This window comes from Streptomyces sp. iso_384, from assembly GCF_056172905.1.
On record NZ_JBWBTT010000001.1, the window covers coordinates 7499810 to 7513528 of the forward strand.

At 70.5% G+C, this 13719-nt stretch carries 21 protein-coding genes; 20 read left to right on the forward strand and 1 reads right to left on the reverse strand.

Going from position 1 to position 13719, the window contains the following annotated elements:
- Positions 1-23: 23 nt before the first annotated feature.
- From AC0VY3_RS33885 to AC0VY3_RS33975, 19 genes are all read left to right on the forward strand, one after another.
- Positions 24-401: a hypothetical protein gene (locus tag AC0VY3_RS33885; protein WP_475551395.1), complete on the forward strand. Its 378-nt coding sequence runs from the start codon at positions 24-26 to the stop codon at positions 399-401.
- 82 nt (positions 402-483) lie between these two features.
- Positions 484-837, forward strand: a complete 354-nt coding sequence (locus AC0VY3_RS33890; protein WP_475551396.1) for a hypothetical protein — start codon at positions 484-486, stop codon at positions 835-837.
- The gene (locus AC0VY3_RS33895) at positions 837-1430 is read left to right on the forward strand and encodes a hypothetical protein (RefSeq protein WP_475551397.1); all 594 of its coding nucleotides are present in this window, start codon (positions 837-839) and stop codon (positions 1428-1430) included. Before AC0VY3_RS33890 ends, AC0VY3_RS33895 begins: the two co-directional genes overlap by 1 nt.
- Entirely contained in the window at positions 1427-1759 is a 333-nt protein-coding gene (locus AC0VY3_RS33900) for a phage head closure protein (RefSeq protein ID WP_475551398.1), read from the forward strand. Before AC0VY3_RS33895 ends, AC0VY3_RS33900 begins: the two co-directional genes overlap by 4 nt.
- Positions 1759-1932: a hypothetical protein gene (locus AC0VY3_RS33905; RefSeq protein ID WP_475551399.1), complete on the forward strand. Its 174-nt coding sequence runs from the start codon at positions 1759-1761 to the stop codon at positions 1930-1932. The genes AC0VY3_RS33900 and AC0VY3_RS33905 overlap by 1 nt, the downstream gene beginning before the upstream one ends.
- A 4-nt stretch (positions 1933-1936) precedes the next feature.
- Complete coding sequence (locus AC0VY3_RS33910; protein WP_475551400.1) at positions 1937-2311, forward strand: HK97-gp10 family putative phage morphogenesis protein; 375 nt, start codon at positions 1937-1939, stop codon at positions 2309-2311.
- On the forward strand, positions 2308-2730 hold the full coding sequence (locus AC0VY3_RS33915; RefSeq protein ID WP_475551401.1) for a DUF3168 domain-containing protein: 423 nt from the start codon (positions 2308-2310) through the stop codon (positions 2728-2730). Before AC0VY3_RS33910 ends, AC0VY3_RS33915 begins: the two co-directional genes overlap by 4 nt.
- A 25-nt stretch (positions 2731-2755) precedes the next feature.
- Positions 2756-3094: a hypothetical protein gene (locus AC0VY3_RS33920; protein ID WP_475551402.1), complete on the forward strand. Its 339-nt coding sequence runs from the start codon at positions 2756-2758 to the stop codon at positions 3092-3094.
- Position 3095: 1 nt separating this feature from the next.
- A complete protein-coding gene (locus tag AC0VY3_RS33925) occupies positions 3096-3527 on the forward strand; it encodes a phage tail tube protein (RefSeq protein WP_475551403.1) in 432 nt (143 codons plus the stop codon).
- 16 nt (positions 3528-3543) lie between these two features.
- A complete protein-coding gene (locus tag AC0VY3_RS33930; protein WP_475551404.1) occupies positions 3544-3957 on the forward strand; it encodes a hypothetical protein in 414 nt (137 codons plus the stop codon).
- Positions 3958-3977: 20 nt separating this feature from the next.
- Positions 3978-4268, forward strand: a complete 291-nt coding sequence (locus tag AC0VY3_RS33935; RefSeq protein ID WP_475551405.1) for a phage tail assembly protein T — start codon at positions 3978-3980, stop codon at positions 4266-4268.
- A complete protein-coding gene (locus tag AC0VY3_RS33940) occupies positions 4265-6238 on the forward strand; it encodes a phage tail tape measure protein (protein ID WP_475551406.1) in 1974 nt (657 codons plus the stop codon). The genes AC0VY3_RS33935 and AC0VY3_RS33940 overlap by 4 nt, the downstream gene beginning before the upstream one ends.
- Before the next feature lie 10 nt (positions 6239-6248).
- Positions 6249-9581 (forward strand): hypothetical protein, encoded by a 3333-nt coding sequence (locus AC0VY3_RS33945; protein ID WP_475551407.1) that lies wholly within the window; start codon positions 6249-6251, stop codon positions 9579-9581.
- Positions 9582-9593: 12 nt separating this feature from the next.
- Entirely contained in the window at positions 9594-10037 is a 444-nt protein-coding gene (locus tag AC0VY3_RS33950) for a hypothetical protein (protein WP_475551408.1), read from the forward strand.
- Positions 10038-10412 (forward strand): hypothetical protein, encoded by a 375-nt coding sequence (locus AC0VY3_RS33955; RefSeq protein WP_475551409.1) that lies wholly within the window; start codon positions 10038-10040, stop codon positions 10410-10412.
- Positions 10413-10474: 62 nt separating this feature from the next.
- The gene (locus AC0VY3_RS33960; RefSeq protein WP_475551410.1) at positions 10475-11320 is read left to right on the forward strand and encodes a peptidoglycan recognition protein family protein; all 846 of its coding nucleotides are present in this window, start codon (positions 10475-10477) and stop codon (positions 11318-11320) included.
- 2 nt (positions 11321-11322) lie between these two features.
- Positions 11323-11529 (forward strand): hypothetical protein, encoded by a 207-nt coding sequence (locus AC0VY3_RS33965; protein ID WP_475551411.1) that lies wholly within the window; start codon positions 11323-11325, stop codon positions 11527-11529.
- A 29-nt stretch (positions 11530-11558) separates the two neighbouring features.
- Entirely contained in the window at positions 11559-11825 is a 267-nt protein-coding gene (locus AC0VY3_RS33970) for a hypothetical protein (protein WP_475551412.1), read from the forward strand.
- Positions 11822-12511 (forward strand): collagen-like domain-containing protein, encoded by a 690-nt coding sequence (locus AC0VY3_RS33975; RefSeq protein ID WP_475551413.1) that lies wholly within the window; start codon positions 11822-11824, stop codon positions 12509-12511. Before AC0VY3_RS33970 ends, AC0VY3_RS33975 begins: the two co-directional genes overlap by 4 nt.
- Positions 12512-12552: 41 nt before the next feature.
- On the opposite strand, the gene AC0VY3_RS33980 is transcribed toward AC0VY3_RS33975, so the two are convergent.
- Complete coding sequence (locus AC0VY3_RS33980) at positions 12553-13302, reverse strand: XRE family transcriptional regulator (protein ID WP_475551414.1); 750 nt, start codon at positions 13300-13302, stop codon at positions 12553-12555.
- A gap of 117 nt (positions 13303-13419) precedes the next feature.
- On the opposite strand from AC0VY3_RS33980, the gene AC0VY3_RS33985 reads away from it, so the two are divergent.
- A complete protein-coding gene (locus AC0VY3_RS33985; RefSeq protein WP_475551415.1) occupies positions 13420-13590 on the forward strand; it encodes a hypothetical protein in 171 nt (56 codons plus the stop codon).
- The last annotated feature ends 129 nt before the right edge of the window (positions 13591-13719 follow it).

Consider the following 13719-nt stretch of genomic DNA (forward strand, 5'->3'; position numbering starts at 1 on the left):
TCACAGAGAACGGAGCAGCACCCATGCGCACCGACATCAAGAACAGCCTGAGCGTCGTGTCCACCCTGGCCCCAGCCGCCCGTACGGACACGGCGACGGGGACGGCGGTCGACCTGGCGAACTACGACGCCGCCGCGGTGGTCATCACCACCGGCGCCGTCGCCAACGCCGCCTTCAGCATCGAGATCCAGGAGTCCGACGTCTCCGGCTCCGGCTACACCGCGGTCGCGAGCGAGGACCTGGACGGCACCGAGCCCGCCACCCTCACCGCGACCACGGTCACGGTCATCGGCTACCACGGCATCAAGCGGTACATCCGCGCGGTGGCCACCGACGCCGGAACCGGCGACGCCTCCTTCGGCGTGAGCGTCATCCGCGGCAAGGGCCGCGTCAAGCCCTGACCCTGCCCCACCCAGTAACGCCGCCCGGGCGCCCACCAGTTGGGCGCCCGCGGCGTTTCCCGACCAGAGCAGGAGGAGCACCATGCTCGTAGAGATGCAACGCCTCATGGCCAACCCCCGCCTCGGAACCGTCCAGCCGGGGCAGATCATCGACATTTCAGCCGCCGAGGCCCGCCGGCGGATCGCCGCCGGAGACTGCAAGCCCGTCACCGGCGAGGCCGCCGAGCGGCCCCGCCGTGCGGCCGGCCCCGCCGAGCAGGAGCCGGTCACCGGCGGGCAGGGCGATGACGTCCCGGTCGAGAAGATGACCGTGGACCAGCTCAAGACCTATGCCGCGGCCGAGGAGATCGACCTCGGTGACGCCACCCGCAAGGACGACATCCGCGCCCTGGTCCTCGCCGAGCTCGAGCGGCGCCGCGACGCGGACGACGACTGATGCCGTACGCCACCGCCGAGAACCTCCGCCTCCTCCTGCGGCAGCCGTCGTTCTCGGAGGACGATACGGCGACGGCCGAGCTCCTCATCGAGCTCGCCCAGGGCGTCATCGATGAGGAGACCGGGCAGCCGCTGGAGCTGTCCGAGGACACCGTCACCCTGGACGGGCCCACCCGGGACGACAACCGCTACCAGGGGCACACCGCCTCCCGGCGCCTGATCCTCCCCAGGTGGCCCGTCACCGCCGTCGCCTCCGTCACCCTCACCGACGACGAGGGCGGCGGGGAGGACCTCACCTTCGGGAAGGACGCCGACTTCACCTGGTCCCGGGACGGGATCCTGCACCGCCGCGGTGGTGACTGGCCCACCCACGACCGGGCGATCGAGGTCACCTACACCGCCGGATACGCCCCCGTCCCCGCCGGAGTGAAACGCCTGTGCCTGCGCCTGGCGGCCGGCGGCTGGAGCAACTTCGAGAGGCTCACGTCCGAGTCGCTGGGGGACCACTCCAAGGCGTGGGCTGCCGATGCGCTCGGGATCGAGCTGACCCCGGCCGACGCCAAAACGCTCGGCCTGTACCGGGCCCGGACGTGAGCATCGCCCGGTGGCTCAACCGGGTCCTGGAGGTCTGGCGCGAGACCACCGAACCGGACGGGGCCGGTGGGCAGACATCGACGTGGGTGCAGGTCGGGGAGGTCCGGGCCAAGGTCGACCAGCCGTCGGCCGCGGACCGGATGCTCGCCCAGCAGGCAGGCAGCAAGCACACCCACACCATCTACCTCGCCGACGGGGCCGACGTGCAGCGCCGCGACGAGCTGCGCGGCGGCGGCCAGACCCTCACCGTTCACGCCACCCTCCAGCCGTCGGGCCCCCGTTACCTGCGCGCCGACTGCGAGCTGGTCCAACGGCAGAAAGGCACCTGATGGACGCCACACCCGAACGCCGCCCGCCGCGCCCCACCGCCCCGGAGGAATGCCGGCTGCGCGCCGAGGACACCGGCAACCCGGGCGAGAGCGTCTCGGACCGCCTGGTCTGGGCGGTGCTCGCCGTGGCCGGGGAGCTCCACGAGATCCGCACGCTGCTCCGGAAGAGGTGAGGATGTGGCCCGCTCTGGCATGACGGTGGAGATCGTGGGGGCGTCCCGGCTGCGCGCCCGCCTGGAGGACCTCTCGCAGGACGTCGTCCGGGAACTGAAGAGGGCCGTGGAGGAATCCGGTGAAGCGGTCGCCGCCGACACCCGGCGCGACGTCGCGAAGGACACCCGCAACCTCGAGCGGAAAGTCGCCTCCCGCCCCGCGAACGACGGGTTCAACGCCCTGGTGGGCTGGCACGACCCGGAGGACTACTACGCCCGGTTCCTCGAGGTCGGCACCCGCCGCACCCCGGCGCAGCCCGCACTCGGCCCGGCCCTGGAAGCGGAGCGTGCCCGCTACCGGGGGCGGCTGACCGAAGCCGTACGCAGGGCAATGCGATGACCACGGCCCCGGAGACCATGGGCCCCGTCCAGCGGGCCATGTACGCGGTGCTGAACGGCGATGAGCCCCTCGGGGATCTGATCGCCGGGGTCTACGACTACCTGCCCGAGGACGTCCCCTACCCGTTCGTCGTGATCGGTGAAGCGACCGAGGTACCGGACAACTCCCACGACCGGTACGGGCGGCAGACCGTGGTGACCCTTCACGTGTGGGACCAGTACCGCGGCTACTCCAGGGCCCAGCAGGTCGGGGCCCGGATCGTCGCGTTGCTGGACCACCAGCCCCTCACGATCGACGGCCTGGACCACATCGTCACCCGCTTCGAGTTCTCCCAGACGCTCACCGACCCGGAACCCCCGGGCACCATCCGCCACGTCGTGATCCGGTTCCGCGTCGTCACCACCCAGCCCCCGGCCTGACCGGCCCCAGCAGAAGGAGCACCCGATGGCAGCGCTCGCCGAGACAGCCGTCACCACCGTCGGCGGGATCGCCGACCTCGCAGCAGAAGCCACCGCCGCTGCCGGCGGGGGCGACACCGCCCCGGTCGGCCCCGGAATGTTCCTGGCCGTCATCAACGCCGACGCCTCCCCGCACACGGCGACCATCGCCACCCCGGGCACGGTCAGCGGGCACGCCATCGCGGACGCCACGCTCACCGTCGCCGCCGGGGACACCGGGATCATCCCGCTCACGAACCTCTTCAGGGGGGCGACCGGGCGGGCCTCCATCACCTACGACGCTGTCACCGATGTGACCGTCGCCGTCCTCAAGCTGGGAGCCTGACATGCCAGGTAAAGACGCTTTCGGTACGCAGCTGCTGCGGGATACCACCGGGGCCGGCAGCTTCGCCGTCGTCGCGAACGTGTCCGACCTCAGCGGACCGTCCCGCGCACGGGAGGCCATCGAGGTCACCACCCACGACTCCCCGAACAAATACCGGGAGTTCATCAAGGGCCTGAAGGACGGCGGCGAGGTCGAGGCCACCATCAACTTCGACCCCGGCAACACCAGCCATCAGGCCCTGGACGCCGACTTCGAGGAGGACGACCTCCGGGACTACCAGCTGGTCATCCTGCCGGGCGAGGCGGACGAGCACACCTGGGCGTTCTCCGCGCTGATCACCGCGATCGGTGACGCCTACCCCACCGACGACAAGATCGAGCGCACCGTCACTTTCAAGATCAGCGGCATGCCCGTCCTCACCGCGACCGGCTGACAAGGAGACCCAGCACATGGCATCACTCAAGGACCTCATCCGGCAGGCCTCCGACGTCCGGGCCCAGGACGATGTGGAAATCCCCGAGTGGGCACCCGGCGTCCGCTTCCGCGTCACCGGCCTCCCGTCCGGCGACTGGGAGGACTACCACAACAAGCTCTCCAAGATGACCCGCCGGGACGAGACGTCCGGCGTGGAGATGACGATCCGCTCCCGCAAGGCGGAGATCGTCGCCAAGGCCCTGCGCGACCAGGACAGCGGCGAGCTCGTCTTCCCGGACCTGCGTGAGGGCATCGCGATCCTGTCCAAGCGGTCGGCCGGGATCGTCGGCGGCCTGTTCGTCCTGGTCCGCCATCTGTCCGACGAGGACCGGGACTTCACGCAGAAGGTGAAGGCGGCCGAGGAGGATTTCGGCGGCGGCCAGAGCTGAGGCTTCAGTACGACCTGGCCGTGGCCTGGCGCATCACCCCCGCCGAGGTTCTGGACCGGTTCACCAACGAGGAGATGATCCGCGTGGTGGCCTACCAGAACCTCTACGGTCCCGTCGGGCCCCGCAGGTTGGACGTCCTCGCGGCCCGGCTCGGGATGGACATCGCCGCCCCGCACATGAAGAAGGGGCGCCTGCCCCGCCTGAAGGACCACCTCGTCCAGTGGTCCCGCTCCCGCAAGACGGGGCGTGAGCTCCTGGAAATGGTCAAGGGCCTGCAGGCCGGATTCGAGACGAAGGGCGGGCAGCGGTGACGATCCTTGACGAGCTCCTCGTGCGCATCGGTATGGACGCCTCGGCTGTCGACGAGGGCGCCAGCCAAGTTGAGTCCCGGCTCGGCAAGATGCAGGGCCCAGCAGCCCTGGCCGGGGCCGCCGCCGGGGGTGCTCTGGCCCTGGGGCTGAGCGCCGCCATGGACATCAGTGAAGCCCGCAGCAGTCTGCGCGACCAGCTCGGGCTGACCGCGGGCGAGGCAGAACGTGCCGGTGACCTTGCCGGGGACGTCTACGCCGCCGGATTCGGCGGGTCGCTGGAGGACGTCACCGACTCGGTCGCCGCGGTGGGCTCCTCCATCAGCGACCTCGGCGACCTCACCGACACCGAGGTCCAGGAGATGTCGAAGTCGGCCCTGGCGCTGGCGAAACGGTTCGACGTCGATGTCGCCGACGCGGCCGGCGCCGTCGGCAAGTTCATCAAGACCGGTCTGGTGGCCGATGCCACTGAAGGCTTCGACCTCGTCACCAAGGCCATGAGTACCGTGCCGAAGGAACTGCGGGACGACCTGCTGCCCACGGTGCAGGAGTACTCCACCCAGTTCCGCCGGGTGGGCCTGGACGGTGCGACATCCTTCGGGCTCATCAGCCAGGCAGTCGCCGCAGGCGCCCGGGACCTGGACCAGGTCGCCGACGCGATCGGCCAGTTCGGTGAGCGGGCCCTGGCCGGCGGAAAACCGGTAGAGGAGGCGTTCGACAGCATCGGCCTGTCCGCCGACACCATCGCCAAGAAGATCGGCAAGGGCGGCGCCTCGGCCGAAGAAGCGCTCCAGATGACGATGGACGCCCTGCGCGGCACATCCGACGAGCAGACCAAGCTGAACGCGGCCGCGGCCCTGTTCGGCGATCCGGCGAACGTCATGGGCGAGGCATTGTTCGCGCTCGATCCCGCGTCAGCCGCAGCAGCGTCCGGGCTGGACAAAGCGGCGGGCTCGTCCAAGGCGCTGAAGGGCGCGATGGAGGATGACCCGGCCCAGCAGCTCGACCAGGCGATGCGGACCCTGTCCATGGGGCTGGGGGAGGCTCTTCTCCCACTCCTGCTGAAAGCCAGCGAGTTCATGAAGGAGAACAAGGGGCTGATGGAATTCCTGGTCCCCGTGGTTCTCGGCCTGGCGCTCGCCCTCGGCGTGTTCGCGGCCGCCGTCTGGATCGCGAACATGGCCATGCTCGCCTCGCCGGTGACGTGGATCGTCCTCGGGATCATCGCTCTGATTGCCGTGATCGTCCTGATCATCCTCAAGTGGGACGAGGTCGCCGCCGCGACCGCCGCCGCGTGGGACTGGATTGTGGGCAAGCTCGGCGCCGCCTGGCAGTGGATCAAAGACGCTGTCGCCGCGGTGTGGAACTGGGTGGTGCAGAAGACCACCGCAGCGTGGGACTGGATCGTCGCCGACATCAGCAAGGCCATCTCGGACGTCATGGGAATCGTGGGCTGGCTGGCTGCGATTCCTGGCCGGGTGGCCGGGTGGTTCGGTCAGGTCGTGTCCTGGATCGGTGGCCTCCCGGGGAAGATCCGGTCCGCCGCGTCGGGCATGTGGGACGGCATCAGCTCGTCGTTCCGCAGCATGGTCAACTCCCTGATCAGCGGCTGGAACAACCTGTCCTTCACCATCGGCGGCGGCTCCATCATGGGCGTCTCCATCCCGTCGCTGACCCTGTCCACACCGAACATCCCGATGCTCGCCGACGGGGGCATCACCACCGGGGCCACCCTGGCGATGATCGGCGAAGGCCCGGAGGACGAAGTCGTCCTGCCCCTGTCCCGCCTGGAACAGATGCTCAACACCCAGCAGGACGTGCGCGCCCCGTCCGTCAGCAAGACCAGCGGCGCCGCCGCCCACGTGCGCATCAGCTACGACGCCACCGGTGGCAGCTCGGCCCTGCGCACCGCGCTCCAGGAGCTCGTCCGCATCGAGGCGGGCGGCGACGTCCAAGAGGCCTTCGGCCAGTAAGGAGACCCACGTGTTCCCTCTGGACCGGCGCACAGAGTTCCAGATCGGCGGCACGTGGACCGACGTCACCGGCGACGTCCGGGAGAGCGAGCCCATCACGATCGAGCGGGGTGCGAAGAACGAGGCGGCGAAGGCCGGCCCGTCCAAGTGCACCCTGAGGCTCAACAACCGGCACGGCAAGTACTCCCCGCGGAATCCGATGTCGCCGTACTTCGGGCTGATCGGCCGCAACACCCCGATCAGGGTCAGCGTCCAGGGCCCGGAGTCGTACCTCCGGCTGGAGGGCATCACCTCGTCCTACGTTTCCACCCCGGATGCGGATCCGCTGGACATCACGGGGGACCTGGATCTGCGGGTGGAGGTGACCACCGACTGGTGGACGGTCGCCCCGCAGATCCTGCTGGGGAAGTGGGACTCGTCCATCGCCCAGCGCAGCTACATGCTGACCCTCATCAACGGGCGGCTGCAGCTCCAGGTCACCGTTGACGGCGTCTACGGGTACAACGTCAACGCGCTCCTGCCGTCGCTGCCCAGGCGGGCCGCCGTCCGGGCCACGATCGACGTGGACAACGGGGCCGGCGGCTGGACCGTGACCATGTACTGGGCCGAGTCCCTGGACGGGCCGTGGACTCCGATGATGGACCCGTTCTCCTACGACGCCGACGGGCCCATCGCTATCTTCAACAGCACAGCTCCGCTGAGCCTGGCACCCACCGCTTTCACGGCCACCCCGCCGTGGCTGCCCGTGGAGGGCCGGGTCCATCGTGCCGAGGTACGTGACGGTATCGACGGGACCGTGGTCGCGGACCTTGACGTGCGCAACCTGCCGGAGGGGACCACCGGGTGGGTGGACTCCGTGGGCCGCACGTGGACGCTCGGGCCCGACGCGGCCATCACCGACCGGCAGGTCCGGTTCACCGGGGAGATCAGCGCCTGGCCGTCCCGGTGGGATGTGTCCGGGGCGGACGTGTGGGTGCCGATCGAGGCTGCGGGGATCCGCCGCCGCCTCGGCCAGGGGCAGAAAGCCCTGTCGTCCACGCTGCGGCGGCGGATCCCGGCGTTCTCCCCGTTGGCGTACTGGCCGTGCGAGGACGAGGACGGGGCGACGCAGGCGTACTCCCCAATCGAGGGGGTCGGCCCGCTCACGGTGACGGGGTTTCGGTTCGGGCAGGACAGCACCCTGGCCGGGTCGTCCGCGCTCCCGGCGGTGGAGGGCGGCGGCCGCATGGTCGGCGTGGTGCCAGCCCCGGCCGTGTCGTCCTCCCAGTGGTCGGTGCACATGGTGTACGCCGTCGACTCCCCGCCCGCGACGGACGGGGTGTTCCTGTCGTGGCGGACCACCGGCACGGTGCGCCGGTGGCGCATCGTTCAGCGTGAGGACCACGCCGACATCCAGGGTTACAACTCGGCCGGTGACCTCATCGTCGACCAGGGCGTGGTCATCGGTGACGACGTGTTCGAGGGGTGGCAGCGGTTCTACTTCTGGGTGTCCCAGTCCGGGGGCACGGTCACGTGGCGGCTCGACTGGTACAACATCGGCGGCGCGGCTGGCGGCATCGGCTCCACGTACAGCGGGACGACCGGGCGGGTCTCCATGATCGAGACGCAGTTCGGTGCGTCAATCACCGGGCTGAAGGTCGGGCACATCGCGGTCATGCCGGTGGCGTCGACCGCCGCCTACACCAGTGCGGATCATGGGTTCTCCGGGGAGTCGGCGATCGCGAGGATGCGGCGTCTCGCGAACGAGGAGGCTGCGCAGATCGACCTGTCGTGGATCGACGGTGACACCGCTGCGGACACTGAGCGGCTCGGCCCGCAGCGCCCGGACACGCTTCTGTCCCTGATCCAGGAGGCCGCGGACACTGACGGCGGGATCCTGTACGAGCCGGCCGACCGGCTCGGCCTCGTCTACCGGGACCGGGCCTCCCTGTACAACCAGCCCGTCGCCCTGGCGCTCGACTACACGGCGCGCGGGGAGGTGCCGCCGCCACTGGAGCCGATCGAGGACGACCAGCGCCTGCGCAACGACGTCACGGTGACGAGGTCCGGCGGGTCGTCGGGGCGTGCGGTCGCCGAGACGGGGCCGCTGTCCGTACTGCCGCCTCCGGACGGGGTCGGGATCTATGACGAGTCGGTGACGCTGAGCCTGGCGACCGACGACCAGCCCGCCCGGATCGCCCAGTGGCGGCTCCACCTCGGCACGTGGGACGAAGCCCGCTACCCGACGATCACCGTGTGGCTCCACGCCGCCCCGCACCTCGTCGACGCCGTCCTCGGCATGGACATCGGGGACCGGCTCACCATCGCCAACCCGCCGCCGTGGCTGCCGCCCGGGGTGATCGACCAGCACATGCACGGCTACACCGAGCGTCTCGGCCTGTACGACTGGGCCCTGGCGATGAACTGCGCCCCGGCCGGCCCGTGGCAGGTGGGTGTGGTGGAGGATCCGGTGCTGGGCCGGGCGGACACGGACGGCACTGAGTTGGCGGACACGGTGAGTTCGTCGGCGACGTCGTGGCCGGTCGCGGTGACGGGCGGCCCGCACTGGATTACCACCGCCACCCACCCGTCCGAGTTCCCGTTCGATGTGACGGCCGGCGGGGAGCAGGCCACGGTGACCGCGATCACCGGCCTGGTTGAGGACCAGTTCGGGCGGACGGTGGCGTCCGGGTGGGGGTCGGCGGACACCGGGCAGACCTGGCTGAACGAGGGCGGCTCTTCGTCCGACTACAGCGTGGCGTCCGGCCGGGGCGTGCACCTCATCGCTGCTGCCGCGTCGTCCCGCCGGTCGTCGATCGACGTCGGCTTGGTCGACGTGGACGTCCAGGTCGACATTCAGACGTCGGCCCTGGCGACCGGAGCTGCGCTGACTGGGGCTCTGATGGCCCGGTACGGAGACGGCAACAATCTGTACCTGGCCAGGCTGTCGTTCAACGTGGACCAGACGGTGGACGTGGAGATCCGGAAACGCGTTGCGGGCACGGAGACGGGCCTGGCGTCGTTCCGGACGAGCCTGACGCACGTGGCGGGCACCAGTCTGCGGTTGCGGTTCCAGGTGGCGGGCAGCAACTTGCGGGCGCGCGCGTGGGCCCCGGCCGGTGCGGAGCCCCCCAGTTGGCAGGCCACGGCCACCGACAGCGACCTGGCGGGGGCTGCGTCGATCGGATGCCGGTCGATCAGCATCGGCGGCAACACCAACGTCAACCCCAGCATCAGGTACGACAACTTCGTCGTGCTCTCCCCGCAGGTCATGACCGTGACCCGGTCTGTCAACGGCATCACCAAGGGCCACGCGGCCGGGACGCCGCTGTCCCTCACCTACCCGATGCGCGCCGCACTCTAGAAAGGGGGCACCATGCCGATCCTCGCGGGCCAGGTCGTCACGGCCGGGCAGCTCAACCGGCTCCAGCCCAAGACCTACGACGTGGCCGGCACCGGCAACATCATCGGGGCCGGGACCGCGGACGTCGACGTCCCCGGCGCGACGATCACGATCACGACCGAGACGGCGGGCGCCACCGTCGTGGTCGAGACGTCGTTCGACTTCGATTTCAGCGGGGGCACGACCACGCTGGGGTCCGGCCGCCTGAACGTCGACGGCGTCGGCGAGAGCAGGTACGCCCTGTTCCAGCAGGGGCCGGGGTCCAGCGCTGACCGTGTCACGGCCGGGCAGAACTACCGGGTTGTCCTCGGAGCCGCCGGGTCCCACACACTCAAGCTCGTCGCGACGGTGCCCACGAACATGAACCTGATCGGCGCGTACACGTCGCTGGTCGCAACCGTCCACGAGGTGGTCTGAATGGCAACGCACGTCCTCACTCCGGCAGGTGCCCGGCTGGCGCTGATCTCCTGCGCCATCCGGAACAAGGGCGCGGGCTGGGAGTTGATCGCCGACAGCGCGCACGAGCCCTCCGGGGTGACGGCCGTGGTGCAGCACCCGGATCACCTAGAGATCAAGCACCCGGTCGGTGCGGTGAAGGTGTCGAGCATGCAGGTCACACCGGACGAGTACTACGCCGCTGCCGGGCTGCGGTGTGGTGCGTCGGTCGGGCTCGCGCTCAGCCGGATCTACCTGTACTCCGGCCCGTCGACCACCCCGGTAGACCCGGCGACGCTGGTGGCCTCGTCGGGGAATCTGTGGATCACTGGGTTCCTGGAGTTGCCGCCCACCTGACCCCGCTCACCCACCACCGCCCCGCGCCGTCTGGCCGGGGCTTCGTCATGTCTGGAGGTCCGATGGCCTGGTACTCCGGTGCCAAGAAACTGGAGCTGCAACCCGAGTCGGATCAGCAGCAGGCGATCCGGCCGACGCAGCTCATCGTCCACAGCATCGTCGCGAACTGGACCGCGCGCAGGACCTATGAGTTCTGGCGCGACTCCACCAACCTCGAATCGCACTTCGGGATCGGGTACGGGGCGCGGGACATCGCCCAGTACATCGGCACCGAGACACGGGCCGACGCCAACGCGCAGGCGAACCGGCGGTCGGACGGCACCGGGGCGATCTCCGTGGAGACCGCGTCGAACTCGAAGGCGTCGGACCCGTGGAACGCGTCGCAGGTCGAGGAGCTGATCGAGCTCGGAGTGTGGGCGCACCGGCACCACGGCATCCCGCTGCGGATTTGCCGGACGTCGGGTGACCCCGGGTTCGGCTACCACAGCATGTTCGCCGCGTGGTCGACGTCGGGCACCGCGTGCCCTGGCCCGGCCCGGATCAAGCAGTTCCGCGAGGTGGTGTTCCCGGGGATCGTCGCCCGCGCCACCGGCAAGACCAACCCACCGAAGGAGGCCGACGTGCCGCTGAGCACCGACGACGTCAAGAAGATCTGGACCACCGACGGCATCCTGCCGTCCCCGTCCACGGCCGCGAAGGGCAACACCCACTGGACCGCGGACAGCTACGTCCGCGACATCCACGCCCGCATCCGCGCCGTGCAGGCCTCGCTCGACGCGACCAACGCGACGGTCCGCACCCTGGCCCAGGCACTCGCCTCGCGGGATGACGCGGTCGACGTCGAGGCCCTGATCGCCCGGATCACGGCCGCCATCGAGGGCGTCACCGTGCGCCTGGAAACGGAGTAACCATGAAGATCAGCAGCGCCGCCAAGGCGTTCGTCGCCGGTCTCGCCGCGGGTGCGAGCGTCGCGGCCACCGCCGTGCAGGACGGGACGTTCACCGCTGGGGAGACCGTCACCACGGTGCTCGCCGTCCTCGGCGCCCTCGGTGTCACCTACGCCGTACCGAACCGGCCGTCCGAGCCTGACCGGGTCACCCCCGGCCAAGGGCTCTGACCTGCCCGTCGAACGTCCTGGAGGACCGTGTGGATGCTGCGATGCTCACCGCGCTGGGTGCACTGCTGGCCTCGCCGGTGGCAGCCGCAGCCGCCATCTACGGATCCCGGGGCGCCACACGAGCGTCCCGGGAGGGCACCTTGATGACCGGCTACGACACGCTCACCGCGCGGCTCGCAGCCGAGCGGGACAAGGCCGAGGCCGACCAAGCCACCGCTGAAGCACGGGCGGCGACCCTGGAGCTGGAAGTCGCGCGGCTGCGGCTGCTGGTGACCCAGCTCGGGGGGACGCCGTGACACGGACACAGCACCTCTTCTACCGGCGCCGGTACCTGCTATGGATTACGGCGGCGCTCCTCGCGCTCGGCGGCGGCCTCGCGATCGCGTTCCTTCAGATCGACCAGGCCGAGGACCGGGCCGGGGTCCTGGCCACGGAGGCGGATCGGCGCGGCGACGCGGTCAGCACGCTGGCCGGGGACGTCCGTACCCTGCGCGCCCAGATCCGGGCGCGCGGCGAGACCCCGGCCGCCCCGGACCCGGCGCAAGCGGTCGATGATCTGCCCGCCCGGGCTGAAGTCCCCGTGCCGATCCCCGGTCCGCCGGGGCCGCCCGGCGCCCGCGGCGAGCAGGGCCCTGCCGGAGAGGACGGGGCGGCGGCAACACCGTCTCCCGGCCCGGCCGGTGCTGCCGGGCGCGCGGGCGCGGACTCCACCGTCCCCGGACCGCAAGGACCAGCCGGGCCACAGGGCCCTGCCGGACCGGCCGGGCCCGCGGGCAAGGACGGGGCGAATGGGAAGGACGGGGCTGACGGGCGCGACGGTGCGCCGGGCCCCGCCTGCCCCGACGGGTACAGCCTCCAGCCGCCGCCGGGAGACCCCGACGGGCTGATGTGCCGGCGGACCGCACCGTCACAGCCGGAGGACCCGGCGGGATCGAGTCCGCTCGCGGTGGCGCTGGATCCGACCCGCCGCCAGTACCCATGAACGACCTCGGCCCCCACTGCTTCGGCGGTGGGGGCCTTTCGTCATGCCCCGGGCCGCTTGTTGTACGCGGCCAGGGTGGACTTGTTCGTCGACGCGTCCTGGAACACGAGCTGCCATGGCCCGGTGTTCACGTCGAACTCCTTCCCGAAGCCCACCCATTTGCCGGTCATGCGCCGCCCGGTCGGCTCAACGAGGAGCTGGATCGCCCCGTGGTAGCGGGCGCCCCGGTAGTAGCCGTCGGTGGCGGTCTGCTCGGTCCAGGTGCCCGTCGCGACGTGACTGTCTATCTCCAGGTCCATCGTGAGCGGGCTGTCTGACGAGCCGGGCAGGGAACGGGCGGTGAGCCGGTTGCCGTGCTGGAGGATCACTACGTAGTGCTGCCCGACGAACGCGCTGTCGCGCCCGCTGGAGAAGTACTCGTAGCGGGACAGCCACACCCCCGAGTGGTTGCGCCGGCCGGGCTGCGGCTCGCTCTGCGGGGCTGCGGGGACGAGGGACGCGGTGGGCTGCATGTCGTGCCCGCCGTGGCCGTCCCCGGAGATCCGGGCGACGGGCACCGAGTTGAAGCCGAGGGATTCGATGGGCAGCCCGGTCACGGATTCCAGGGCGCGGGCGTACACGGGGCGGGGTGCGGCGGTCTCGCCGGATTCCCACCGCTGGATGAGCCGCTTGTTCGCTTCGTTGGGCTGGCCTGCGCGGGTTCCGGCGTCGCGGATCGCGCGGGCGAAGTCGTCGAGGGACATGAGCAGGCCGAGTCGGACGGCCCGAAGTGTGCTGTTCGGTGTGGCCATATCTGCACGGTAGCCCCAACCCGCGCTGGATGACACCGAAATGACACCCCGTATGACGCCGGTTTGACACCTGCACAGACGCCGCGCGACTCTCCGTGGCGGGCGCATCTTGAATCCGTGACCACCACAGGCAGCGGCACCCCACGGCCCGGGCTCACCATCAACGTCTACCGCGTTGACACCGAGACCGGCACCCGCACACCGGTCAAACAGTACGAGACCGTCCCCAGCACCACCGTCGAGAAGACGCACATCTTCCCGCCCTGCACCTGCCCCCGATGCCGGTGAGCCCCATGTGGGACGACGAGCCGGCGCGCGGCAGCGGCATCTGCGCGGCGTGCTCCCACGTCGTCGACGACGGCCCCGTCCAGTGGATCCCCCGCATGACGATGCCCGACATACGGATCGTCGTCCACG